We start from the raw sequence: 25,247 nt of genomic DNA on the forward strand, positions 1-25,247 counted from the left end.
CCCCTCGCCGGAACGACTCAGGCCTTCCGGGGGTGCGCGGTGCGAGGCTGCCAGTCGTAGACGACCGACGTGCGCAGCACGACGTCCTGGAGCGACCGCTTCTGCCGGCTCACCCCGATCCAGAGCAGCCCGATGGGCAGCACGACGCAGGCGACCGCCCGGAGGAACGCGCTGACGACGTGCAGGCGCCTGCCGCCGGGGCCGACCACGCGCAGGCCCATGACGAGGTCTCCGTAGCTGCGCCCACTGAGCGACCATGCGACGGTGAGGTAGCCGACGCTGACGACGAATGCGGAGAGGAGGCTGAAGACGACGCCCACCTCGGGGAAGGAGAAGCCGCGGGGGTCGAGCAGCAGTAGGAAGCCGCACCAGCCGGCGTAGGCCGCCGCCAGCACGGCGGCCACCACCACGAGGTCCAGTGCCGCGGCGATGAGCCGCGTGACCAGCCCGGCGTGGCGCCCCTGGTAGGGCCGCGCCTCACGCGGGACCGGGGTCTCCCCGACGGCGCTCACGACGGCGCCGGACCGCCGGCCGGGCCACCCACCGGGCCGTTCACCGGGCCGCCCATCGGACCCGGCTGGCCGCGGCGTCGGCGCAGGAGCAGTCGGTCGACGGCACGCTCGACCGCCTCGTCGGCACGGATGCCCTGCATGCGGGCGGTGCGGACCGTGTCCGAGGCCATCGACCCGGTGGACTCCCGGATGATCTCGGGCAGGTCGACGCCGTCGATGACTTCGCCGGCGAGGGCCACGAGGTCGACGTGGGCGAGAACCGCGTTCACCACGGCCTCGAGGTCCACCCGCTCGAGCACGATGCCCGTGAGGTCGAGGCGCTCGACCACGGCGTCCACGTCGAGCCGCGCAGCGGCCGCATCGAGGTCGACGTGCTCGATCACCGTCGCCGTCAGCGCGTCGAGGTCGGTGCGGTCTATCGCGGCAGCGACGACGGTGCCCAGGTCCACCCCGTCGAGGACGACGCCGGTGAGGTCGAGGCGCTCCAGCAGGGCCAGCGCCACGGCGCGCAGGTCGACGCGCTCGAGCACGATGCGGGTGAGGTCGAGGCGGTCGACCACGGCGTCCACGTCGAGGCGGGCCGCGGCGGCGTCGAGGTCGGCGTGGGCGATCGCGTCGGCGACGATGGCGTCCACGTCGACGCGGCTGCGGACGAGGGCCGCGACGTCGAGGCGGGCGAGCACCTGATCGGCAACGAGGCCGAGCGAGGTCGTCACGAACCGGTCGGCGGCTCGCCGGGCGCGCTCGGCCCGTTCTGCCCCCTCGATCTCGAGGGCGTCGAGGGCGTTGAGCCAGCCCGACCGGGGCAGGTGGGCGCCCGCAGCCCCGACCGCGCGGCGGGCAGGCTCGAGGCGGCTCCGCCCCCAGCGCACGGCGTCACCGCACTTCTCGAGGCCCCGGCCGGCCAGGGCGAACGCGACGAGGGGCGTCGCGGACGTGGCGCGGGCACGCGTACGGCGAAGGGTCGTGCCACCGCCGAGTTCCCCTCGCGCCCCCGATTGCGGACCTTCCACGGTCGCCTCCTCGGTCCGCCGGTGTGGCCACCGGAGGCGGGTCCCGAGCGAGCCGCCTACCGCCATTCTCGCGACCGAGCCGCCCCGGCGTGGCCGCTTCGGGACCAAGCCCACCCTCCGCACCACGCCGGAAACCGCTCCGGCTCCCCGCGCGTTGTCCCGGCATGAGGGACGAGCGGCCGGGCGGCGGCACCGGGCGCGGCCCACATCGGCGCACCGTGCTCGTGGCCGGCACGCTCGGTCTGGGCGGTCTCTCGGCCGGGGCGTATGCCGTGTCGCGGGGCACGCTCGAGCTGCCGGCCCTCGCCGGGGTCGGCGAGCCGTACCCGCCGGAGCAGCGACGCTCGCCCGTTCCCGTGGGGCGAGAGGCCCTCGAGCGGCGAACGACGGTCGGGCCCGCGCGGCTCGTCTACGAGGTGAGCCGCCGCTCGGCTCCGTTCTACGTCACCGAAGCGGTCGGTGCGCGGCTCGACCGGTGGATCGCGCTGCACCGGCGCCATGTCGGGCCGGCACCTGACGAGCTGCGCTCCTACGGTGGCTGGGTCGCATCCGCGTCGGCCGGCTCGTGGCACGCCTCGGGCGAGGCGTTCGACATCGCCGGGCTCCGGGCCGGCGGCCGCGACCTCGTCTCGCTGCGCCACGACCAGTGGCGCGATGCGCCGGCCGCGGAGCTGCGCCGCCGGCTCGCGCTCTACTGGCGCACCGCCGCCGGTCTGCACCACGAGTTCGCCGACGTGCTGACCTACCTGTTCGACGGCGCCCACGCGAACCACATCCACGTCGACACCGGCCGGTTCGGTCCGGAGCAGCCGCGACTGATCCGCCGGTCCCGCGCCCAGGTGCAGGCGGTGCAGGCCATGTGCCGCCACGTCTGGGGCCGCACGGACGTCTATCTCACGGGCGCCTTCGACGACGTGACCCGTGCCGCGACGACGCGCATCCTCGAGCAGGTCGACGGCCCGGGGGAGCTGGCCGACAGCCGCGAGGCCTGGCAGGCCTTCCTCGTGGCCACGATGCGGCGCGGCTGAGCGGGGGCGCGAAAAGGACTCCGGCGCACCGCCGGGCCGACCCTAGGATCGGGCGCATGCCCAAGACCGTGCTCACCCCCCAGGCGGAGGACTTCCCCCGCTGGTACCAGGACGTCGTCGCGAAGGCGGAGCTGGCCGACAACGGGCCGGTGCGCGGCACCATGGTCATCAGGCCGTACGGCTACGCGATCTGGGAGCGGATGCAGGCCGACATGGACCGGCGCATCAAGGAGGCGGGGGCCCGCAACGCGTACTTCCCGCTCTTCATCCCCGAGTCGTACCTGACGCGCGAGGCAGAGCACGTCGAGGGCTTCAGCCCGGAGCTCGCCGTCGTCACCCACGCGGGTGGCAAGGAGCTCGAGGAGAAGGTCGTCGTGCGCCCGACCTCCGAGACCGTCATCGGCGAGTACCTCGCCAAGTGGACGCAGAGCTACCGCGACCTGCCGCTGCTGCTCAACCAGTGGGCCAACGTCGTGCGCTGGGAGCTGCGGCCGCGGATCTTCCTGCGCACCAGCGAGTTCCTGTGGCAGGAGGGGCACACCGCGCACGCCACCGAGGAGGATGCCCGCGCGTACGCCAAGCGGATCCACGAGGACGTCTACGCCGCGTTCATGCGCGAGATGCTCGCGATGCCAGTGGTGCTCGGCCGCAAGACGGCCCGTGAGCGCTTCGCCGGAGCGACGAACACCCTCGCGCTCGAGGCGATGATGCGCGACGGCAAGGCGTTGCAGATGGGCACGAGCCACGAGCTCGGTCAGAACTTCGCCAAGGCGTTCGACATCACCTACCTCTCCGAGCAGGGGCGGCAGGAGACCTGCTGGACCACCTCGTGGGGCACCTCGACGCGCATGCTCGGCGGCCTGATCATGGGCCACGGCGACGACCACGGCCTGCGCGTGCCGCCCCGTCTCGCCCCCGTCCAGGCGCTCGTCCTCGTCGTCAAGGACGGGGAGGGCGTCCTCGAGGCGGCCCGCCGGCTCGTCGCCGACCTGCTCGCCCGCGGCGTCCGGGCAGAGCTCGACGCCCGGGTCGACACCCCGTTCGGGCGCCGGGCCGTCGACGCGGAGCTCAAGGGCATCCCGGTGCGCGTCGAGGTGGGTCCGCGCGACCTCGCCGAGGGCTCCGTCACCGTCGTGCGCCGGATCGCCGGCGGCAAGACGGCGGTCCCCGTGCGCGGGGTCGTCGACACCCTGACCGCCGCGCTCGAGGAGGACCAGGACGCGCTGTATGCCGCCGCGCTGGCCCACCGGGACGCCCACACCGCCGCTGTCACCACCGAGGCAGAGGCCGCCGAGGGCGCGCGCACCGGCTGGGCCACCATCCCGTGGGCGACGCTCGGCCCGGAGGGGGAGGCCCGCCTCGCCGAGTCCGCCGTCACCGTGCGCTGCCTGACGATGCCCGACGGGTCGGTGCCCGAGTCGGAGTCGGCCGACGGGGTGCTCGCCGTCGTCGGACGCGCTTACTGACACTCCGGGCCGCGACCCGACCGACCGCCACGAAGGCCGGCCCACTGGCCTGCTGAGCCTCGAAAGCCAGAGCCAGCCGTGCTCGTGGCGGTCCGTCGGGCAGGGGAGCGCGACCGAGGTCACCCCGGCCGCCGGGAAGCCGTGGAGCCCCGGCATGGTTGACCCGTGGGTGAGGACGGTGACGCGGGCATGACGGATGAGGCAGTCGGTAACGCGACGGGACGGCATTCGCCCCTGGTGACGCCGGCGCAGCCGGAGACGCTGACGCCGCTGCTGCGCGACCGCGAGAGCGTCATGGTCTACGACCGCTCCCACGAGCTGCGACCCGAGGAGCTGCGGGCCATCCTCGAGGCGGCGCGGTGGTCGCCGTCGGCCGGCAACTCGCAGCCCTGGGGCTTCCTCGTCGGCCTGCGCGGAGACGACACGCACGCCGCGATGGTGGAGATCCTGTCGTCGGCGAACCAGGCGTGGGCGCCTTCCGCCTCGGCGATCATCCTCACGCTGCACCAGGTCGCGACCGACGAGGACCACGAGATCGCCTACAGCGACTACGCGATGTTCGACCTCGGGCAGGCGGTCGCCCACATCACGGTGCAGGCCCGCTCGATGGGACTGCAGGTGCGCCAGTTCGGTGGCTTCGACCACCGGGCCGCCACCGAGCGCTTCGCGGTGCCGCCGCACTGGGCCGTGACGACCGGCATCGCGCTGGGCCTTCCCGGCGGCCCCGACGACGAGGCGCAGCTGCCCGAGTGGGTGCGCACCCGCGCCCGGCTGCCGCGCTCGCGCCTCCCGCTCGAGGCGTTCGTGCACTCCGGCAAGTTCGGGCACACGGCGGACTTCCTCACCGGCTGAGGCCGGCCCGCTCGCCGCACCTGCCCGGGTGCTTCCGGCCCGGCGGATGGAGGTCACCCCACGAACGGGTGACCTCCATCTCGTCCTCGGCTCCTCGGCGTCACCAGCGCGACGTCGCGGCGGCGATCAGGTCACCGAGGAGCAGGCCATCGTCCACCGCATACCCGCGTCGAGTGAACCACTCACACATGTTCCGCGCGTCCCGTTCGAGGAACTCGGGTCCGTGCGGGTTGCCGATGACGTCGACGACCTGCGGCCAGTCGATGAGGACCAGCCGTGCCGCGTCGCCCTCGCCGTCGAGGAGGACGTTGTACGGCGACAGGTCGCCGTGTGCCCACCCGAGCTCCGCGAGCCGCAGCATCGCCTCGCGCAGCTGCTCGAAGAGCCCGGGAAGCAGGGCCGGGTCCGGGCGCACCTGCGCCAGGCGCGGGGCCGCCTGCCCGTCGGGAGAGCCGATGAACTCCATCAGCATCTCGTCGTCGGACATCTGCACCGGGTAGGGCACCGGCAGCCCCTCGTCCCAGAGCCGGGCCAGCGTCTCGAACTCGGCGAAGGCCCAGAGCCCGCTGATCAGCTCCTTGCCGAACGAGGTGCGGGTGCGGATGGCCCGCGTCTCGCGCGACTTCCGCACGCGCCGCCCCTCCAGGTAGCCCGAGTCGCGGTGGAACATGCGGTGCTTGCTCGACCGGTAGCGCTTGCCGGCCATGAGCACGTCCCGGTCGGGAGAGCCCGGCACCCACCTGCGCACCAGGTGGACGTCGGCCTCCTTGCCGGTCTTGAGCACACCGAGGTCGGCCTCGACCGCGCCGAGGTCGGTGATGACCCAGTCCGGCCGGGGCTTGGGCCCGTGGCTCGCGCCGTCCCAGCTGGACCAGCGATCGCCCTCTGGAGGGGCGTCTGGGTCCGTGTCGTATGCGTACTGCTCGGCCTCGAGGTCGCGCCGCCTGGTCAGCCGCCGGGGCGCCTCGACGTCGTCGTCGTGGAAAGCGTTGAAAGACAAGTGAACTCCAAGGAAGAAGAGATGTGGGCAGGCATGCCCGAGGCCGTCATCGACATGTCACCCTCCTTGGGTCCGGTGCTCCGGTCGTTCACCGTCGCGGTCGACACCGAGGGTCGCGCACGCCTGGGTGCGGGCGCAACGCATTTACCGGTGCCTGCGCCGTGGCGGTCGGCGACGACCCACCCTCCGGTGACCGACACCACAGGTGTCGACCCTCACAGGGCCGACGCGGTGACCCCTCGGCGGCGCGACGGCATACTCGATCGCAGTCGACCCAGCCCGAACCCCAAGGCCCAGACGCAAGGTGGCGATCCGCGCATGTCCCGACTTCAGCAGACCGACGACCTCACCGAGGAGCAGACCGAGCTGGTCAAGCTCGTGCGCGAGTTCGTCGACGAGCAGATCCTGCCGGTCGCCACCGAGCTCGAGCACCGGGACGAGTACCCCACCGAGATCGTCGAGGGCATGAAGGAGATGGGGATCTTCGGCCTGATGATCCCCGAGGAGTACGGCGGCCTGGGGGAGTCACTGCTGACCTATGCCCTGTGCGTCGAGGAGATCGCGCGCGGCTGGATGAGCGTCAGCGGCATCATCAACACCCACTTCATCGTCGCCTACCTGCTGCTGCAGCACGGCACCGAGGAGCAGAAGCAGCGCTACCTGCCGAGGATGGCGACAGGCGAGATCCGCGGCGCCTTCTCGATGAGCGAGCCGGGGTGCGGCTCCGACGTGTCGGCCATCAAGACCAAGGCGGTCCGGGGCGACGACGGCGACTGGACCATCAACGGCCAGAAGATGTGGCTGACCAACGGCGGGTCGGCCAACCTCGTCGCGGTCCTCGTCAAGACGGACACCGGGGCCGACTCGGTCTACCGCAACATGACGACCTTCCTCATCGAGAAGGAGCCCGGCTTCGGCGAGACCGCGCAGGGCATCACGGTGCCCGGCAAGATCGACAAGATGGGCTACAAGGGCGTCGACACGACAGAGCTCGTCCTCGACGGCCACCGCACGACCGATGCCCAGGTCCTCGGTGGCGAGCCGGGCAAGGGCTTCTACCAGATGATGGACGGCGTCGAGGTGGGCCGCGTCAACGTCGCGGCCCGCGGCTGCGGAGTAGCGCGGCGGGCGTTCGAGCTCGGGGTGTCCTACGCCCAGCAGCGAGAGACCTTCGGCAAGAAGATCGTCGACCACCAGGCGGTGCTCTTCCGGCTCGCCGACATGGCGGTCAAGGTCGAGGCGGCCCACGAGATGATGGTCAAGGCCGCCCGCAAGAAGGACTCCGGCCAACGCAACGACCTCGAGGCCGGCATGGCGAAGTATCTTGCGTCCGAGTACTGCTCGCAGGTCGTCGAGGACAGCTTCCGCATCCACGGCGGCTACGGCTACTCCAAGGAGTATGAGATCGAGCGGCTCTACCGTGAGGCGCCGATGCTCCTGATCGGAGAGGGCACGGCAGACATCCAGCGGATGATCATCGGCCGGCGGCTGCTGGAGGACTACAAGCTCAGGTCGTGAGCCCCGACGTGTGCCGTGCAGTAATGCGAGGATGGGGGCATGAGCCTGCAACCGAAGGGTCCGGGGGGCCGCCAGGGATTCGCGACGCTGTCTCTCGAGTACCCCATGTCGTTGGGTGTCTTCGAGAAGTACGTCGACGCGCAGAAGGCCGTCGACACGCTCTCCGACAACCATTTCCCCGTCGAGAACTGCCTCATCGTCGGCACGGACCTGAGGCAGATGGAGCGGGTCACGGCCCGCCTGACGTGGGGCCGGGTGTCCCTCGGGGGCCTGCTCTCCGGCGTGTGGCTGGGCCTGTTCGTCGGCCTTATCCTGTCGCTGTTCTCGCAGCCGTCCAACCCGCTGACGCTGCTGGTCTACACCTCGCTCTACGGCGCGCTCTTCGGCCTGATCTGGTCGGTCGTCGGCTACGCGTTCACCCGGGGCGCCCGCGACTTCTCCTCGGTGAGCCAGGTCGTCGCAACGCGCTACGAGGTGTTCTGCGAGCACAACTTCGCCCAGCAGGCGCGCGAGATCCTCGCCAAGGCCGGCCTGGGCCCGGGTGGGACCGCCGGCTTCGGCGCCTCCGTGCCGCCGGCACCGCCGGTGCCGCCGGCGGGCCCGACGGCAGGCCCGCCCAGCGGTCCGCCGGTCGCCTAAGCAGTCCGCCCGGGCACATCGAACCTGGACATGAGCCGGCCCCCGACGGTCACGACCGTCGGGGGCCGGCTCGCGCACTGGCGACTCGGTGGGCCGGTCAGCCCCGTGCCGACCAGATGCCGGCGATCCACTGCTCGACCTCGTCGCTGCTGCGGGGCATCGCAGCCGAGAGGTTCTCGCAGCCGTCCTCGGTGATGAGGACGTCGTCCTCGATGCGCACGCCGTTGCCGCGGAACTCCGCCGGGACGAACTCGTCGTCGGCCTTGAAGTAGAGGCCGGGCTCGACCGTGAGGATCATGCCGGGTCGCAGCTCGGCGTCGTTGTACTCCTCGCGCGTCGCGAGCGCGCAGTCGTGCACGTCGATGCCGAGGTGGTGGCTGGTGCCGTGCACCATCCAGCGGCGGTGGTACTGCCCGTGCTCGGCGTCGAGGGTGCCCTCGACGTCGACGCCCTCGGGCAGCAGGCCCCACTCGTGCAGGTGCTCGGCGATGACGCGGATGGCGGCGGCGTGCACGTCGCTGAACCTGTTGCCCGGCTTGCAGGCGGCGATCCCCGCCTCCTGGGCGGCATACACGGCGTCGTAGATCTTGCGCTGGACGTCGGTGAACGTGCCGCTGACCGGGAGCGTGCGGGTGATGTCGGCGGTGAAGAGGGAGTCGACCTCGACACCGGCGTCGAGCAGCAGCAGGTCGCCCTCGCGGACCTCGCCGGTGTTCTTGATCCAGTGCAGCGTGTTGGCGTGGTCGCCGCTCGCGCAGATGGAGTCGTAGCCGACGCCGTTGCCGTGGTGGCGGGCGTGCAGGCCGAAGACGCCCTCGACCCAGCGCTCGCCGCGGCCGCGGCGCACGGCCTCGGGCAGGTCGGCGATGACGGCGTCGAAGCCCTTGTGGGTGCCGGCGACCGCCTCGCGCATCTGCTCGACCTCCCACTCGTCCTTGACGAAGCGCAGCTTCGACAGGAAGGCGGCCAGCTCCTCGTCGGCGCCGCGCTGCACCTCGACGCGGGTCTCGGCCTCGATGGCCTCCTGCGTGTCGGCCGCACCGGCGCGAGCCGCGTCCACGCGCTCGGCGACCTCGGCGTCGGCGTCGCGCACGACGCGGATGGTGATGTGGCCGGCGTCCTTGGCCACGGCGTCGGCGAACTCGTCGATGTGTCGGGCGGTGAGCCCCAGCTCGGACTCGATGTCGGCGAGCGTCGGGCGGGCCCCGACCCAGAACTCGCCGTAGCGGGAGTCGCCGAAGAACTCCTCGGTGTCGCGGTCGGCCAGGGGCCGGAAGTACAGGATGGCCTCGTGGCCGTGGGCGCTCTGCCCGCCCGGGGCGCGGTTGGGCTCGAGCACGAGGACCGCGTCGGGCTCGCGGTCACTGCCGAGCCCCGTGAGGTGGGCGAACGCGCTGTGCGGCCGGAAGACGTAGTCGGTGTCGTTGCTGCGGACCTTCAGGCCCCCGGCCGGGATCACGAGCCGCTCGCCGGGAAAGGCGGCGCTCACTGCGTCACGGCGCCGGGCGGCGTGGTCGGCGACCTCGGCCCGAGGGGTCACCCCGGTGCTGCGAGGCGCCCAGCCGCTCGCCACGAAGGCGCGGAACTCGTCGGTCGTGGGGCGCTTGCGGCCCGGCGACGTCTTCTGCTCTTCACTCATCCCGTCATCGTGTCACGGCGAACGGCACGCACGACAACCAGATTGCTCCTAGGGTTCGCTCATGGAGGGCACAGGCTCGGTGAGCCGGCGGACGCTGCTCCTCGGTGGAGCGGCACTTCCGGTCCTGGGGCTCGTGCCTGCCGGTGCGGCCCGAGCAGCCGAGATCGACACCCCCGACGCGCTCGAGGCCGCCCTCGACGCATACCTGCGCACGCGGGTGGCGACGCTCGGGCTCCTGCTGCACGACCACCACACCGGGCGGGAGGTCGCGTACGGCACCTTCCGGAACGAGACCCTCAGCACGATCAAGGTGCTCGTCCTCGTCACCCTGCTCCGGCGCAGCCAGGAGCGGCGGGTGGCGCTGACCACGGCCCAGAGGACCCTGGCCTCCCGGATGATCCGCTACAGCGACAACGCCGCGACCGACTCGCTCGTCGCGCAGGTCGGACGCACCGCGATCCTCCGGGTCGCCCGCGACGTGGGGATGGCCTCCACCGTGGTGCAGACCGGCTCCTACGGAGCCTCGTGGTGGGGCTACTCGACCACGATCCCCGGAGACCTCGTGCGTGTGCTGCGCGTCGTCGTCCTGCCCACCGGCTACCTGACCACCACGAACAGGGCCTGGGCGCGGGACCTCCTGGCCACGATCACGGCGAGCCAGCGCTGGGGCGTGTGCGACCCGCCGCTGCCCACGTCGGTCTTCACCGCCACGAAGAACGGCTGGGGGCCGCGGTCGGGTGGCTACCGCGTCAACTCGGTGGGCTACGTCCACGGCAACGGCCGGTGGTACTCCCTCGCGATCCTCTCGCGCAGCCCCAACGGCTTCACCTACGGCCGGGAGACGGTCGACGCCGTCTCCCGGCTGGTCTACTCGGCCCTCGACGTCCCCCTCACGTGAGCACGACCGCCCCGCCGCTGCCAGTCGGTGCGCCGGGCAATACAGTCGTCGGGTGCCCCGCACCGACCGAACCGTCCGGCCGACCACGGCACGTGCGAGCCTGCCCTCGCTGCGGGCCAGCACCCGGCGCGCCATGCGCCCGAGCGGGCCGCCCACCGACGAGATCCCGATCTGGACGACGCCCGACGGTGTCGACCCCCTGACCGCGCAGGCCGTCATCGACCTCGCCATGCGGGCGGGGGTCGCGATGATCGCCACGGGCGCAGCGGCAGCCGATGTCACCGCGACGGTGCTCACCCTGACGAAGGCGTACGGCCTCAGCTCGGTGCACGTCGACGTCACCTACACGTCGGTCACCGTCTCCTACCACCGCGGCCCGCACGCCGACCCGATCACCGTGATGCGCATCGTGCGCTTCCGCGTGCAGGACTACACGCGGCTCGAGCGGCTGCGCGGCCTCATCGTGGAGCTCTCGCACGACCCGGTGCCGGTCGACGAGGCACGGGTGCGCTTCGACGCGGTCATCACCGCCCCGCACCCCTACCGGCGCTGGCTCGTGACCGTGGCCGGTGGGGCGCTCGCGGCAGGCGCCGCCGGGCTCGTCGGCGCCGGCCCGGTCATCATCCTGCTCAGCTTCCTGACGGCGACCGTCGTCAACCGGGTCATCGGGTGGCTCACCAACGCCGGGGTCGCGGCCTTCTTCGCCCAGTGCGTCGGCGCGGCCATCCCCACCGCGGTCGCGACGCTCGTCGTCGTGGCCCAGTCGGCGGGGATCGGTGCGGTGGGCGACGTCTCGCCGTCGCTGGTCGTCGCGTCCGGGATCGTCCTGCTGCTGGCCGGGCTGTCGGTCGTCGGCGCTGCCGAGGACGCGCTCGAGGGCTACTACGTGACGGCCGGGGCCCGTGGGTTCGAGGTCGTCGTGCTGTCGCTCGGCATCGCCGTCGGCATCTCCGTCGTGCTCTCGCTCGGCAAACGCCTCGACTACCCGATCGCCATCACGTCGCAGACCCTCCTCAGCGACAACGTCGTCGTGCAGGTGGTCTGTGCGGTCGTCATCTCGGTGGCGTTCGCCGTCATGTCGTACTCGAGCGGCCGGGCGGTCGCGGTCGCCGGCGTCGCCGGGGGGCTGGGCTGGGTCGTGCTCGCCCTGGGGGAGCGGGTGCTGGCGCTCGGGGCCGTCACCGGCTCGGCCACCGCAGCCCTCGTCATCGGCTTCGCCGCGCGCCTGCTGGCCCGCCGGCTCACGATCTCGGCGCTCGCCGTCACGACGGCCGCCATCGTGCCGCTGCTGCCGGGGCGGATGGCCTACGAGGGCATCTCGCAGCTCGTCACCGACCCCGACGGCAACGGCTTCGCCACCGGCGTGCCCACGCTCGTGCAGGCGTTCGGCCTCGGCCTGGGACTGGCTGCCGGGGTCTCGCTCGGCACCTACTTCGCGGGCCTGCTCGTCGCGCGCAGCAGCGGCCTGCGACCACGCCCGGCCGCTGGCGCCACCCTGCAGACCGACCCAGATCCCGACGCTCCCGGCAGCACCGCGCCCCTGCTGTCGGACGCCCCGCCCGCCACCGAGACGACCCTCGCGGTCGCCGACGAGCGCACCCAACCGTGAGCAAGCACACGGCATACGGCCATCGGCGTATGCCGTGTGCTCGGGCAGGCTGGTAGCCGCTCGTCCCAGCGGGGCCGGGTGAGTTCTCGCAACGAGGAGTGGGCATGCAGTTCGGGCGCAGCTACGAGGAGTTCGAGGTCGGCGCGGTCTATCAGCACTGGCCCGGCAAGACGGTCACGGAGTACGACGACCACCTCTTCTGCCTGCTGACGATGAACCACCACCCGCTGCACCTCGACACCCACTATGCGGCCGGCTCGACGCAGTTCGGGCAGAACGTCGTCGTCGGCAACTACGTCTACTCGCTGCTTCTCGGCATGTCGGTGCCGGACGTGTCGGGCAAGGCCATCGCCAACCTCGAGGTCGAGTCGCTGCGGCACGTCGCGCCGACCTTCCACGGCGACACGATCTACGGCGAGACGACGGTGCTCGACAAGTGGGAGTCGAGCTCGAAGGACGACCGCGGCGTCGTCCACGTCGAGACGATCGGCTACAAGCAGGACGGCACCGTCGTGTGCATCTTCCGCCGCAAGGTCATGGTGCCCAAGGCCAACTACCTCGAGGCTCGCGGCGGCGAGCAGCCCGGCCGGCCGGTGCCGGTGCCCGACCGCAACTGGCCCGGCCGCGAGAGCGATCAGGCCCCGCGCGGAGCCTGATCGCTGGGCGTGTGGACGATCTCAGCCCCGGCCCTTGGCGGCAAGGTTGACGGTCGTCGAGGCTCCGCCAGCTGTGACGGTCACCGCGCCCTTGATCTTCAGCGACGGGGGAGCGGGCGCGACGACGAAGGCCGTTTGCCCACCCGCCCGGTTAGAGGAGACAACGAAGTGGTCCGCCGGGTCGGACGAGGTGGCCGTGACGGAACCGGTGCCCTTCGCCCACCCGAAGACCAGGTCCGGGGTGGTCTCGAGGCCCGTGCTGCCCCTCACAGGGAGGACGCGCAGCGGTCCTGACCCGTCGGGGCCTGGCAACGCGCCTCGCATCGACAGGAGTCCGAAGTGGCCTTCGTCCGCCCACGCCACCCACTGGTCGCCGTTGGGGGCGGTGAGGACGGCGCGGTCGATGCCGGGGCGCGGATTGCCCGTCAGTGCCGCGCGCAACCGCAGCTTCATGGGGTCGGCGTCGTCGAGCCTGTCAGACCACACCACGCCGACGAGACTGTCGGGGCGGAGCCTGTTGATCTGGGCGATGAAGAGATGGCGCGTCGAGGACCCGCCTCCACCCGAGGCCACGAGGCGCGTGGTCGTGTCGGCCTCGCCGGACGTGTCAGGGGGCGCCGACACCGGCCTGACGTTGAGGGTCCTTGGGCTTCCGGTGTCGACCCAGCCGACGACGGCGCCGGGCAGCCCGCCCTCGGACGGAAGCAGCAGGCTCGAGCCGCCGACGCCGGGACGGGGCACCTCCCTGCGCACTGTTCTGACTGCCTTCGTGAACTCGAGCACCTCCCACGTCTCCTCGACCTTGCCAGCCGAGGTGGAGCGGAGCCGGAGGCGGATACCCGGTCCGGACAGGATCTCGGAGGATCCGTTGGTGGACAGCTGAGCCGACTCATCGAGCGCGGTGGCCACAACGGTCGCCGAGCTGCTCGGTCCAACTGCGGGCAGAGCGCGCGGCTGGCCGCCCCCGAGCTGGACCGCGACGACCGCGACGACGGCGGTGGCCGCGACGGCGAGACCGGCGGTGGCGATGCGGCGACGGCGCACGACGCGGTGGCCTTCGAGGAGGACCGCCTCTGGGTCGAGCCGCAGCCCGTCGACGTGGGTGGCCTCGTCGAGCGCTGCACGGATGTCGGAGTCGGGCACGGTGCTCATCGGGCGCTCCTCTCTCGGGTCGACATGTCGCGGTCAGGACCGTCGTCGCCCGGCGGGGTGTCGTCGTCCCGGGCGGCTCCCAGCGCCGCCCGCAGGGCGGCCAGGCCGCGGGATCCGGCGCTCTTGACGGCGCCGACGGAGATGCCGAGTGCCTCGGCGGTGGCCTGCTCGGACAGGTCGGTGTAGTAGCGCAGAACGACGACGGTGCGCTGCTGCTCGGGAAGGGTGCGCAGCAGGCGTACGACGAGGTCGCGGTCGTCGCTCGTGGCGACGGCGTCCCGTCGGGCAGCCCGCTCGTCGGTCTCCGGGGGCGCATCCGTGACGAGCTCGCGGCGCGTCGCACGCCAGACGTCGGTGCGGTGGTTGACGAGGACGCGTCGCGCGTACGCCAGCGCCTCGCCCTCCCGCACCCGGGGCCAGGCGACGTACGTCTTGACGAGCGAGGCCTGGGTCAGCTCCTGCGCCTTGTGGTGGTCGCCGGTCAGCAGCCAGGCGGTGCGCAGCAGCGCCGGCCCGGCTTCCGTCATGAACGCGGTGAAGTCGGCGTCACGCGCCTCGCGGCGACGGCTCACGGTGTTCCCCTGTCCCTGCTCATGCCCTGTCTACGGGCTGCGTGCGATAAAGGTTGCCAGCGCACGGACGCGCACGCGTGCAGCTCCGCGGGTCGATGTGCGAGGGATGCGGCTCTCGCCCCCTACGCTGGAGAGCGTGAGAGCGACCGAGGCCCCGGACCCGGGTCGCGCGCGCCCGGTCATCGACCTGCACGCCCACTCCTCGGTAAGCGACGGCACCGAGTCCCCGGCGCAGCTCGTCGCCTCGGCGGCGGCCGCCGGCATCGACGTCCTGGCCATCACCGACCACGACACGGTCGCCGGGTGGGACGAGGCGTCCGCGGCGGCCCGCGAGCACGGCATCGCCCTCGTCAGGGGCATCGAGATCTCCTGCGCCTGGCGCCACACCTCCATCCACCTGCTCGGCTACCTGCCCGACCCGGGCGACCGGCCCCTGCTGGAGGAGCTGGCCCGCGCCCGCGACTCCCGCGCCACCCGGCTCGAGCGCATGGTCGAGCGGATGGCGGCGGACGCCATACCCCTGACCTACCAGGAGGTGCTCGCCCAGGTGGCGCCCGGGGCGACGCCCGGACGGCCGCACATCGCCGACGCCCTCATCGCCAACGGCACCATCGAGCACCGTGACGAGGCCTTCCGGTCCTGGCTCGGCGACGACTCGCCCTACTACGTGGGGCACTACGCGCCGGACCCCGTCCGCGCCGTCGAGCTGGTCCGTGCCGCCGGCGGGGTGCCCGTGCTCGCCCACCCCTTCACCCGCACGCGCTCGGGTGCCGTCGACGACCACCTGGTGGGCCGTATGCGTGCGGCCGGGCTCGCCGGGCTCGAGGCCTACCACCGCGACCACGGTCCCGAGGAAGTGGCGCACGCCACCGAGCTGGCCGAGCGCCTGGGTCTGCTCCTCACCGGGTCGAGCGACTACCACGGCACGGGCAAGCGCAACCGTCTCGGCGAGAACACCACGACCCCCGAGGTGCTGGAGGCCATCGAGGCGACCGCCAGCGGGGTCACCGAGGTGCTGCGGCCTGCAGGGTGAGGGCGTTCGCGAGATCGCCTCGCCCTGTGCACGGGTGCCGCGGGCTGTCGGCCGCGCCCCATAGGGTGGCCGCGTGACGACGGGAGCGCCTGAGCAGACGACCTTCGCCGGCATGCCCACGCCCCTCTACAGCGGCTCCCCGTCGAGGCTGCTGGCCTGGCTCGACTGCCCCCGCCGCTACCGCATGCAGTACCTCGACCGCCCCCGCCCGCAGACGCGCCCCCAGCGGGCCCACACGTCCGTCGGCATCGCGACCCACAACGTGCTGCGCGACTTCTGGGACCTGCCGGTGGGGCAGCGCACCCCGGCAGGCGTCGCCGAGCTCGTGCGCTCGTCGTGGATCGACGTCGGCTTCCGCGATCCCGAGCAGTCCTCCGCGTGGCGCCTGCGGGTGCGCGACGCGGTCACCGACTACCTGCGGCGCAGCGACCGCGACAACCAGCCGGTCGGCATCGAGCGCAGCGTCTCCCTCAAGACCGAGGCGGTCGCCATCACCGGTCGCATCGACCGCCTCGACGACCGGGACGGCGAGCTCGTCGTCGTCGACTACAAGACCGGCCGCCAGGTGCCCACCGACGACGACGCACGCACGTCCCTGCCCTTGGCGCTGTATGCCGTTGCGGCCTCCCGCATGTTCCGCCGGCCGTGCCACCGGGTCGAGCTGCACCACGTGCCGTCGGGCACCGTCGCCGCGCACGAGCACACCGACGAGTCGCTGGGCCGCAAGGTCGCCGAGGCCGAGTCGATCGCCTCGGACCTGCGCCGCGCCGACGCGGAGTTCAAGGAGCTGGGCGTCGAGTCGACGCGCTTCCCCCCTCGCACGTCGGCGATCTGCTCGTGGTGCGACTTCCGCGCCCACTGTCCCGAGGGCCAGCAGATGGGACCGGAGAAGTCCGACTGGGCAGGGCTCGAGGCCGCCGGCTACGCAGCGACGGCAGGCGGCGCCGCGACAGGGTGACGTCTGCGGAGGTTTGGGGATGGCGCGCTGAGGGCATGGCCAGAGCGAGCCGGTGCAGACGCCGCCGGTGCCCCACCCGCGACCTGTGGCGAGCCCTTCCGGGGCCGGCCATGCGAGGACCCCCATGAGCAGAGACCAGTACACCCTGACCGACCCGACCGCCCTCTACGCCGACATCGACACCGAGGCGCAGTCGCAGCCCGGCGCCGGCCTCGACGCCAACATGCGAGACCAGCCCGACCTCGGCGCCGACACCTACCGCGGCACCGGGCGGCTCGAGGGGCGCAAGGCCCTCATCACCGGCGGTGACTCCGGCATCGGCGGCGCGACCGCCATCGCCTTCGCCCGCGAGGGCGCCGACGTCGCGCTCTCCTACCTACCCGAGGAGCAGGAGGACGCCGACCGCATCGTCGCGCTCATCGAGGAGGCCGGCCGCAAGGCCGTTGCCCTGCCGGGAGACCTCAAGGACCGGCAGTACTGCACCGATCTCGTCGCCCGGGCGGTGGAGCAGCTCGGCGGCCTCGACATCCTCGTCAACAACGGCGGCAAGCAGCAGACCGTCGAGAGCCTCGAGGACGTGACCGACGAGCAGTTCGACGAGACGTTCAAGACCAACGTCTACGCGATGTTCTGGATCACCAAGGCGGCCCTGCCCCACCTGCAGCCCGGCTCGACGATCATCAACACGAGCTCGGTGCAGGCCTACCAGCCGTCCCCGACCCTCGTCGACTACGCCTCGACGAAGGCAGCCATCAACACGTTCTCGAAGGCGCTCGCGCAGCAGCTCGCGCCGAAGGGCATCCGCGTCAACGTCGTCGCCCCCGGCCCGGTGTGGACGCCCCTGCAGACCGCCGGTGGACAGCCGCCCGAGGACCTGCCGGAGTTCGGCCAGCAGACGCCGCTGGGACGCCCCGGCCAGCCGGCCGAGCTCGCACCGGCGTTCGTCTTCCTCGCCTCGCCCGAGTCGAGCTACGTCAGCGGTGCAACGGTCCACGTCAACGGCGGGATGCCGATCCTGTGACCGACGCGGCCTGAGCGGTGGGCCGTTCAGGCCGCCCGTCCTCCGGCGCCACGCTGCCTGTCGGATGCGTCACGTGCCGTGCGCGGGAGCAGCGCGGTCCGGCCGTCGCGACGACCGGACCTGACAGACTGGGCCGCATGGCGCCCCGCACCCGCACGAGCGACAGGTCCACCGCCTCCTCGGCCCCGAAAGGCACGGAACGCGCGACGCCCGAGATGCGGCCGACGGTCATCGCGCTGGCCAACCAGAAGGGTGGCGTCGCCAAGACGACATCCGTGGCCAGCATCGGCGCAGCCTTCGCCGAGCAGGGCAAGCGCGTGCTGCTCGTCGATCTCGACCCCCAGGCGTGCCTGACCTTCTCCCTCGGGGTCGACCCCGACACGGTCGAGCGCTCGGTGCACGACGTGCTCACCGGGGGAGTTGCGCCCGGCGACGTCGTCGTCACCTGCGAGGAGGGCGTCGACCTGCTGCCCTCGGCCATCGAGCTGGCCGGTGCCGAGGCCATGCTGCTGCCTCGCCCCGGGCGCGAGTACGTCCTGCGCACGGCGCTGGAGGGCCTCGACACGGCATACGACATCGTCCTGCTCGACTGCTCGCCCAGCCTCGGTGTCCTCACCCTCAACGCGCTGACGGCGGCCGACGCGCTGATCATCCCGATGCCCTGCGAGATGCTCAGCCACCGCGGCGTCGGGCAGCTGCTCGACACCGTCGCCGACGTGCAGAAGATCCTCAACCGCGACCTCGAGGTGTGGGGCATCCTGCCGACCCTCTTCGACGGTCGCAGCAACCACGCCCGCGAGGTGCTGGCCGACGTGGGCGAGCGCTACGAGCTGCCCGTGCTCGAGCCGCCGATCCCCAAGACGGTGCGCTTCGCGGAGGCCCCGGCGGTGGGCCGCTCGATCCTCGTGACGGCACGGACGTCCAAGGGCGCGCAGGCCTACCGCGACGTGGCGGCCGCGCTGCTCGCGCGGCTCTGAGGGCCCCTGCGGCGCCACGCGGGGCGACCGGGAAGATCCCGAAGGCCGGGAATGAACCGCGGTGGGGAGGCGCTGCACCTGAGAGCGTCGCCAACCCACCACGAAGGAGACACCCTCTTGATTTCCACGCCTGCACTGGTCGCACCGAGCGCCGGAGCCCCCTTCGAGGCCCGCACCGTCGAGCACCGCGACCTGCGCGACGACGACGTCCTCATCGATATCAAGTTCGCCGGCATCTGCCACAGCGACATCCACCAGGTCCGCGAGGAGTGGGGCAGCGCGCACTTCCCGATGGTCCCGGGCCACGAGATCGCCGGTGTCGTCTCGGCCGTCGGTGACGGCGTCACGAAGTACAAGGTCGGCGACCGCGTCGGCGTCGGCTGCATGGTCGACTCGTGCGGCGAGTGCGAGTTCTGCAAGAACGGCGAGGAGCAGTTCTGCACCAAGGGCGCCGTCATGACCTACAACGGCAAGGGCTACGACGGCGAGCAGACCAAGGGCGGCTACGCCCAGCAGGTCGTCGTCTCCGAGCGCTTCGCCGTGGCGATCCCCGACGGCATCGAGCTCGACGTCGCTGCGCCGCTGCTCTGCGCCGGCATCACCGTCTACTCGCCGCTCAAGCGCTGGGGCGCCGGTCCCGGCAAGAAGGTCGCTGTCATCGGGCTCGGCGGCCTCGGCCACATGGCCGTCAAGCTCGCGGCCGCCATGGGCGCCGAGGTCAGCGTCCTGAGCCGCACCGACGCCAAGAAGAGCGACGGCGAGGCCCTCGGCGCGACGAACTACTACGCCACCGGTGACGCGGGCGTGCTGCAGAGCCTCAAGGGCAGCTTCGACCTCATCATCAACACGGTGAGCGCCGACCTGCCGATGCAGACCTACATCGGGCTGCTGCGTCCTCTCGGCATCATCGCCAACGTCGGGCTGCCCACGGGCAACTACGACTTCGCGCCCGGCGCGGTCGTCGGTGGCAGCCGCGTCGTGGCCGGCTCGAACATCGGTGGCATCCCCGCCACGGCCGAGATGCTCGAGTTCTGCGCGGAGCACGGCATCGGCGCGACGATCGAGAAGATCTCCGCCGACGAGGTCGACCAGGCCTACGACCGCGTGGTCGCCGGCAACGTGCGCTACCGCTTCGTCATCGACACCGCGACGATCAACGCCTGATCTCTGCGCGCCCCAGGAGGGCGTATGCGCACGGCCGGGTCCCAGCAGGGGCCCGGCCGTCGCCGTGCCAGCGGGGTCGGACAATCCGGCGAAAGCGTTGTGCGGTCCGGAGACCGGCCCTAGGATCGGCGCACTCGCGGCGGTGCCGCGCGCTGACAGGGGAGTACGGTCATGTCCACGTTCATGCTGCGCGCGAGTCGCCTTCTCGCCGCCACGGTCACAGCGCTCGTTGCGTCGTCTGGGTCGCTCGCGAGTCCGACTCCGGCGAACGCACTGCCGGCCGTCAGCGCGGCCGCGGGCCCGGCAGCCGCAGCAACGACGGCGACTACGACCGCGACTGCGACGGGGCTGCCGGGGGGTGTCGTCCCGGTGCGGCCCAGTCGGGTCCTCGACACACGCAGCGGACGCGGTGCTCCCGCCGGGATCGTCGTCGGCGGCCAGTCCAGGTCCGTGCGGGTCGCCGGCGTGGCCGGGGTCCCGTCCTCCGGGGCGGCTGCGGTGCTCCTCAGCGTCACCGTCACGGCGACGACCGGCTCCGGCTACGTGACGGCATACGCCTCAGGGACGACCCGGCCGGCGATCTCGAACCTCAACTACGTCACCGGCCAGACCGTGACCAACCTCGCGCTGGTACCCGTGGGCGCCGACGGTGCCGTCACGCTCTCCGTCTCCGGAGGTGCGGCCCAGCTCGTCGCCGACGTCTCCGGATACGTGGCCGTCGGACCGGTGGTGAACCCCGGCTCGGTCCGCGTCCTCAGGCCGAGCCGACTGCTCGACACGAGAGCGGGGCTCGGCGCACCCGCTCGGCGAGTGACCGGCCCGGCCGTGGTCCGGCTCACGGTCGCTGGGCGAGGTGGTGTGCCGACCGGCGCTTCCGCCGCGGTCCTCAACCTGACGGCCGTCGCGCCGAGCCGGGCGGGCTACCTGGCCGTCACCCCGGTCGACAGCGGCAGCGCCTCGACATCGGCTCTCAACTTCGCGGCGGGTCGCAGCGTATCCAACGTCGTAGTGGCGAGGCTCTCCCCGACGGGGACCGTCGACATCCGTGTCTCGGCCGGAGCCTCCGTCGACGTGGTCGCCGACGTCTTCGCCGCAGTTGTGGCCGGGAGCGCGTCGGACGACGGGGCCCTCGTGCCGAGCACTCCCCGCCGGGTCCTCGACACCAGGAGCGGTGGCCCGGTCGCGCCCGGCGCCGCGGTGACCGTCGGCTCGACCGTTCCCAGGGGTTCGGCCGCCGCGGTCGTCAACGTCACCGTCGTCGGACCCTCGGCCAACGGCTTCGTCACGGTCGGGGCACCGGGGGCCGGGACGCCCAACGTGTCCCAGCTGACGTTCGCCCGCGGGGCCACGGTCGCGGTGCAGGTGGTTGCTCCGGTCGACCAGAACGGCCAGCTCCGGCTCACGGTCAGCCAGGCGAGCACGCTCCGCCTCGTCGTCGACCTGGTCGGGTGGGTGCTCGGCCCGGCGGACGCACAGAGTGTCCCCGGGACGGTCACCACCGCCGCGGCGTCGCCTTCCGGATCGGCGCTCGCCCTGTCGTGGACCAAGCCCGGCACCGGAGGCGTGACCGGCTACGTGATCCGGCGGCGCGCCGGGGCCGAAGCCCCCTCCTCGCCGTACGACGGGATCGGCATCGGCACGCCTGCCACTGCCTCGTTCATCGACTCCAGAGTCGCGCCGGGCGTCACCTACTCGTACGCCGTCTTCGCCCGGGACGCGGCCGGGGACTACTCCGAGGCCACGGCGGTGACCGGCACCGTACGGGCCCAGTCGTGGGCAGGTCGCAGTTCGCTTCCCGCGCGTCAAGGATCGCCGACAGCCGTGTCGTGCCCGACGACGACGTGGTGCATGGTGGGCGACGAGGGCGGCGCGGCGCTGTCGTGGAACGGCACGTCGTGGAGCAGTCGGGTGCAGGTCGTCAGCCAGGACGGGAACTTCGTCCGTGGGTTCACCGACGTGTCCTGCCCGTCCACGACCTTCTGCCTCGGAGCCCTGACCATCGGCGGGTATGCCGTCTACCGCTCGGGCTCGTGGTCCGTCGTCCCCGGCTCGGTCTCGTGGAGCGCGGTCGACTGCTACAGCGCGAGCAGGTGCGCCCTCGTCGGGGAACAGGACGACAGGCCCCGGGCCGGCTTCTGGAACGGGACGGGCGTCGGCTCGGTCAGCGGCCCCGCCGGCTTCTCGGTTCTGCGCTCGGTGTCCTGCCCCACCGCGACCCTCTGCTGGGCGTCCGGCTCGGCCTCCAATGGCTACGTCCGGGTGATGAAGGCCAGCGGCACGACGTGGAGCGGCTCCAACCTCGCCTCCTCGTCGGGCTACGACTGGGTCGAGGTCTCGTGCACGTCAGCGACCTTCTGCATGGTCACGAGCTTCAACGGCAGCCGGGTCTGGCGGTGGAACGGGTCCTCGTGGAGCCGCGCCGCCGCCACGACCTCAAACCTCATCGTCAACGTCAACTCGCTCTCGTGCTCGTCGCCGACGTCCTGCCAGGGCCTCGGCGACGGACGCGTCGCCCGGTGGAACGGGTCGACGTGGTCGATCACCGAGCTGACCCGTTACGTCACGCCGTCGGCCGGTCTTCGCAACCGGGTCATCGACTGTGCCTCCGCGTCGATGTGCCTCGTCGTCGACAGCAAGGGTCGATTCAACAGGTGGAACGGCTCCAGATGGTCCCCGATGGCGAACTTCGACCGGTCCATCGGCATCCTGGGGGAGGTGACCTGCGCGAGCCCCAGCAGGTGCATGCTCAGCGACTACCTGGGCAACGTGCTCACCTGGAACGGCAGCACGTGGTCCGCCCCGACGACGGTCAGCGAGAGCAGATCCCTGCTCTCCTGCGTGTCCGCGACATGGTGCCTCGCCGTCGACGCACAGTCGGGCACCTATCGAAGGTGGACCGGCGCGTGGGGGCCGACGACGACCTTCGACAACGTCAACTACTACTCGAGCCTGGCCTGCGCCTCCTCCACCGTGTGCTTCCTCTTCCAGTCCGGTCACTACCGTCGGTACAACGGCACGTCCTGGTCTGCTCTGACCCAGCTGTTCCCCAACGAGGACGGCAACACCGCCGTGCGCGCTGTCTGTGCCACGGCCCGGAGCTGTGTGGCGGTCGACACGTGGACGGGTCGCTACTCCGTGTGGAACGGGTCGACGTGGTCCAAGGCCGCGCGGACCGGCCTGCAACAGGTGAACGGGCTGTCGTGCGTCTCCGCCAGCTCGTGCGGCGCCATCGGCGTCGCGGCCGGAAGTGGAACTGCGGTGTCCGCTCGGTTCGACGGCGTGACGTGGCGCACCACGCCGACGCCGTGGGGCCCTGCCCGGTTCTCGTGCCAGACGGCGACGCGATGCGTGGCCACGGGCTACGACGACAGCACCGTGTGGATGTGGGACGGCCTCGAGTGGGGCGAGACGGCGACGAAGATCCAACCGGCCGACGACATCGCGTGCCGCGGGACGTGGTGCATGGCGACGGGGTCTGCAGGGGCCACCTGGACGCCCTGACCCTGAGCGGCGCCGGACGTGGAGAGGCCCGGGTCGCGGCACCTGCTGGTGCCCCGACCCGGGCCTCTCCCTCTGCTCAGTGAGACGTCGTCGAGGACGTCACTCCGCGGCCGTCGCGGTGGACGCGGTCGCGCCCTCGCGTCCGGCGCCCTCGCGTCCGGAGCCGCCGCGACGGCGGCGACGAGGACGACGCGCGCCGTCCTCGCCCGCAGGTGCAGCGTCCCCGGACGAGGAGGCAGGCGACTCGCCGCCCGTCGAGCTCTCCGACCCGGCGGCGCCGGCGGCTGCGGCCCCGGCCCCACGCGTACGCCGGCGGTTGCGGCTGCGACGGGGGCGGCTCTCGCCGTCCTCCCCAGAGGCTGAGGCGTTCTCGCCGTCGCCGGCACCGTGGTCGGAGCGGGAGCGCCCCCGGCCACCGCCGTCGCGGCCCGAGCCACGCCCGGCGCCGGCGCCTCGACCGTGGCGCTTGCCCGTCTCGCCGAGGTCCTCGATCTCCTCGGCGCCGAGGCCGGCGAGCTTCTGCTCGGAGCGGCGCAGCCGGCCCTTGGCGTCGGTCGGGATGTCGAGGTCGGTGAAGAGGTGCTCCGAGCTCGAGTAGGTCTCCTGCGGCTCGGGGATGCCGAGGTCGAGCGTCTTGTTGATGAGGGCCCAGCGGTGCAGGTCGTCCCAGTCGACAAAGGTCACGGCCACACCGGTGTTGCCCGCGCGGGCCGTGCGGCCGATGCGGTGCAGGTAGGTCTTCTCGTCCTCGGGGCACTGGTAGTTGATGACGTGGGTGACGTTCTCGACGTCGATGCCGCGGGCCGCGACGTCGGTGGCCACGAGGATGTCCACCTTGCCGTTGCGGAACGCGCGCAGCGCCTGCTCGCGCGCGCCCTGTCCGAGGTCACCGTGGATCGCTGCAGCGGCGAAGCCGCGGTCGACGAGCTCCTCGGCGACCTTGGCCGCGGTGCGCTTGGTGCGGCTGAAGATGATGGTCAGCCCGCGGCCGTTGGCCTGGAGCATGCGCGAGAGCATCTCGACCTTGTCCATCGCGTGTGCGCGGTAGACGAACTGCTCGACCGCCTTGACGGTGTGGGCGTTCTCGGTCTCGTCGCCCATCGCGCGGATGTGCGTCGGCTGGGACATGTAGCGCCGGGCGAGAGCCACGATGGCGCCGGGCATCGTCGCCGAGAAGAGCATCGTCTGGCGCGAGGCCGGCGTCAGCGACATGAGGGTCTCGACGTCAGGCAGGAAGCCGAGGTCGAGCATCTCGTCCGCCTCGTCGAGCACGACGGTGCGGGCCTGGGACAGGTCGAGGTGGCCCTGCTTGGACAGGTCGATGAGTCGGCCCGGCGTGCCGACGACGACCTCGACGCCGGTCTTGAGGGCCTCGATCTGCGGCTCGTAGGCGCGGCCGCCGTAGACGGTGAGGACGCGGATGCCGCGTCGCTTGCCGGCGCGCTGCAGGTCGGCGGCCACCTGGACGGCGAGCTCGCGGGTGGGGGCCACGGCGAGGGCCTGCGGCTTGCCGGGCCGAGCCAGCGACTCGAAGCCGGCGTCACCGGGGGCCACGACGCGGTTGAGGATCGGCACGCCGAAGCCGAGGGTCTTGCCCGTGCCGGTCTTGGCCTGGCCGATGATGTCGTGGCCGGCGAGGGCCACGGGCAGCGTCATCGCCTGGATGGGGAAGGGGTGGACGATCCCGCCGTCGGCGAGCGAGGCGACGATGTCGGGGTGGACGTCGAAGTCCGCGAAGGTCGGCGTGGGCGCATCCTGCGCCGCAGCGGCGGGCGCGTCGACCGTCTCGATGGCGACCGCCGCGTCGGCGGCGGTCTCGTTGGTCTGGGTCATGGGCATCTCTCGATCGGCACGAGCACCCCGGCTGTGCGGGAGCTCAGTGGCGCGTGACGGGCCGATCGGAGACTGTCAGGGACGGTGGGTGGCTCTCGCACCGGCAAACACACCGTGCGCGCTCCACCGGTGCGCGGCTGAACTCCGCGAGCACCATCTGGGCAAACCATCGGGCCGACCGGGCACCGAGTTGTCCGGTCCAGTCT

At 72.2% G+C, this 25,247-nt stretch carries 21 protein-coding genes; 14 read left to right on the top strand and 7 right to left on the bottom strand.

The window, feature by feature from the left end; translation table 11 throughout:
- Positions 1–17 precede the first annotated feature (17 nt).
- Positions 18–512, bottom strand: a complete 495-nt coding sequence (locus AB0316_RS10415) for an RDD family protein (RefSeq protein WP_366272937.1) — start codon at positions 510–512, stop codon at positions 18–20.
- Positions 509–1,525, bottom strand: coding sequence for a hypothetical protein (locus AB0316_RS10420; RefSeq protein ID WP_366272938.1), 1,017 nt, complete (start codon positions 1,523–1,525; stop codon positions 509–511). The genes AB0316_RS10415 and AB0316_RS10420 overlap by 4 nt, the downstream gene beginning before the upstream one ends.
- Positions 1,526–1,689: 164 nt before the next feature.
- On the opposite strand from AB0316_RS10420, the gene AB0316_RS10425 reads away from it, so the two are divergent.
- From AB0316_RS10425 to AB0316_RS10435, 3 genes are all read left to right on the top strand, one after another.
- A complete protein-coding gene (locus AB0316_RS10425) occupies positions 1,690–2,553 on the top strand; it encodes an extensin family protein (RefSeq protein ID WP_366272940.1) in 864 nt (287 codons plus the stop codon).
- A 56-nt stretch (positions 2,554–2,609) separates the two neighbouring features.
- A complete protein-coding gene (proS, locus tag AB0316_RS10430) occupies positions 2,610–4,019 on the top strand; it encodes a proline--tRNA ligase (RefSeq protein ID WP_366272942.1) in 1,410 nt (469 codons plus the stop codon).
- A gap of 165 nt (positions 4,020–4,184) precedes the next feature.
- A complete protein-coding gene (locus AB0316_RS10435) occupies positions 4,185–4,871 on the top strand; it encodes a nitroreductase family protein (RefSeq protein ID WP_366272944.1) in 687 nt (228 codons plus the stop codon).
- A gap of 100 nt (positions 4,872–4,971) precedes the next feature.
- Here AB0316_RS10435 and AB0316_RS10440 read toward each other — a convergent pair whose 3' ends face one another.
- Positions 4,972–5,871, bottom strand: a complete 900-nt coding sequence (locus AB0316_RS10440) for an RIO1 family regulatory kinase/ATPase (protein WP_366272946.1) — start codon at positions 5,869–5,871, stop codon at positions 4,972–4,974.
- A 318-nt stretch (positions 5,872–6,189) separates the two neighbouring features.
- Here AB0316_RS10440 and AB0316_RS10445 point away from each other — a divergent pair, with 318 nt between their 5' ends.
- Both AB0316_RS10445 and AB0316_RS10450 read left to right on the top strand, forming a co-directional pair.
- On the top strand, positions 6,190–7,389 hold the full coding sequence (locus tag AB0316_RS10445) for an acyl-CoA dehydrogenase family protein (protein WP_366272948.1): 1,200 nt from the start codon (positions 6,190–6,192) through the stop codon (positions 7,387–7,389).
- Positions 7,390–7,428: 39 nt separating this feature from the next.
- Positions 7,429–8,028: a general stress protein gene (locus AB0316_RS10450; protein ID WP_366272950.1), complete on the top strand. Its 600-nt coding sequence runs from the start codon at positions 7,429–7,431 to the stop codon at positions 8,026–8,028.
- Between the two features lie 97 nt (positions 8,029–8,125).
- On the opposite strand, the gene AB0316_RS10455 is transcribed toward AB0316_RS10450, so the two are convergent.
- Positions 8,126–9,667, bottom strand: a complete 1,542-nt coding sequence (locus AB0316_RS10455) for an aminopeptidase P family protein (RefSeq protein WP_366272952.1) — start codon at positions 9,665–9,667, stop codon at positions 8,126–8,128.
- Positions 9,668–9,728: 61 nt separating this feature from the next.
- Between AB0316_RS10455 and AB0316_RS10460 the strand changes: the two genes are divergently transcribed.
- From AB0316_RS10460 to AB0316_RS10470, 3 genes are all read left to right on the top strand, one after another.
- Positions 9,729–10,565: a serine hydrolase gene (locus AB0316_RS10460; protein ID WP_366272953.1), complete on the top strand. Its 837-nt coding sequence runs from the start codon at positions 9,729–9,731 to the stop codon at positions 10,563–10,565.
- Positions 10,566–10,617: 52 nt separating this feature from the next.
- The gene (locus tag AB0316_RS10465) at positions 10,618–12,174 is read left to right on the top strand and encodes a threonine/serine exporter family protein (protein WP_366272954.1); all 1,557 of its coding nucleotides are present in this window, start codon (positions 10,618–10,620) and stop codon (positions 12,172–12,174) included.
- 104 nt (positions 12,175–12,278) lie between these two features.
- On the top strand, positions 12,279–12,830 hold the full coding sequence (locus AB0316_RS10470) for a MaoC family dehydratase (RefSeq protein ID WP_366272955.1): 552 nt from the start codon (positions 12,279–12,281) through the stop codon (positions 12,828–12,830).
- Between the two features lie 21 nt (positions 12,831–12,851).
- Here AB0316_RS10470 and AB0316_RS10475 read toward each other — a convergent pair whose 3' ends face one another.
- Positions 12,852–13,982: a hypothetical protein gene (locus AB0316_RS10475; RefSeq protein WP_366272956.1), complete on the bottom strand. Its 1,131-nt coding sequence runs from the start codon at positions 13,980–13,982 to the stop codon at positions 12,852–12,854.
- Positions 13,979–14,554, bottom strand: coding sequence for a SigE family RNA polymerase sigma factor (locus AB0316_RS10480; protein WP_366272957.1), 576 nt, complete (start codon positions 14,552–14,554; stop codon positions 13,979–13,981). The genes AB0316_RS10475 and AB0316_RS10480 overlap by 4 nt, the downstream gene beginning before the upstream one ends.
- 136 nt (positions 14,555–14,690) lie before the next feature.
- Between AB0316_RS10480 and AB0316_RS10485 the strand changes: the two genes are divergently transcribed.
- The 6 genes from AB0316_RS10485 to AB0316_RS10510 all read left to right on the top strand — a co-directional run bounded on the left by AB0316_RS10485 (position 14,691) and on the right by AB0316_RS10510 (position 23,208).
- A complete protein-coding gene (locus AB0316_RS10485; protein ID WP_366272958.1) occupies positions 14,691–15,587 on the top strand; it encodes a PHP domain-containing protein in 897 nt (298 codons plus the stop codon).
- Positions 15,588–15,660: 73 nt separating this feature from the next.
- Positions 15,661–16,545, top strand: coding sequence for a PD-(D/E)XK nuclease family protein (locus tag AB0316_RS10490; protein ID WP_366272959.1), 885 nt, complete (start codon positions 15,661–15,663; stop codon positions 16,543–16,545).
- 124 nt (positions 16,546–16,669) lie between these two features.
- Positions 16,670–17,566, top strand: a complete 897-nt coding sequence (locus tag AB0316_RS10495) for a glucose 1-dehydrogenase (protein WP_366272960.1) — start codon at positions 16,670–16,672, stop codon at positions 17,564–17,566.
- Between the two features lie 137 nt (positions 17,567–17,703).
- On the top strand, positions 17,704–18,543 hold the full coding sequence (locus AB0316_RS10500) for a ParA family protein (protein ID WP_366272961.1): 840 nt from the start codon (positions 17,704–17,706) through the stop codon (positions 18,541–18,543).
- A gap of 117 nt (positions 18,544–18,660) precedes the next feature.
- Positions 18,661–19,707: an NAD(P)-dependent alcohol dehydrogenase gene (locus AB0316_RS10505; protein WP_366272962.1), complete on the top strand. Its 1,047-nt coding sequence runs from the start codon at positions 18,661–18,663 to the stop codon at positions 19,705–19,707.
- A 465-nt stretch (positions 19,708–20,172) separates the two neighbouring features.
- Entirely contained in the window at positions 20,173–23,208 is a 3,036-nt protein-coding gene (locus tag AB0316_RS10510) for a hypothetical protein (protein WP_366272963.1), read from the top strand.
- Between the two features lie 99 nt (positions 23,209–23,307).
- On the opposite strand, the gene AB0316_RS10515 is transcribed toward AB0316_RS10510, so the two are convergent.
- Complete coding sequence (locus tag AB0316_RS10515; RefSeq protein ID WP_366272964.1) at positions 23,308–25,041, bottom strand: DEAD/DEAH box helicase; 1,734 nt, start codon at positions 25,039–25,041, stop codon at positions 23,308–23,310.
- Positions 25,042–25,247 lie beyond the last annotated feature (206 nt).

The organism is Terrabacter sp. NPDC080008 (genome assembly GCF_040702505.1).
Classification (GTDB): domain Bacteria; phylum Actinomycetota; class Actinomycetes; order Actinomycetales; family Dermatophilaceae; genus Terrabacter.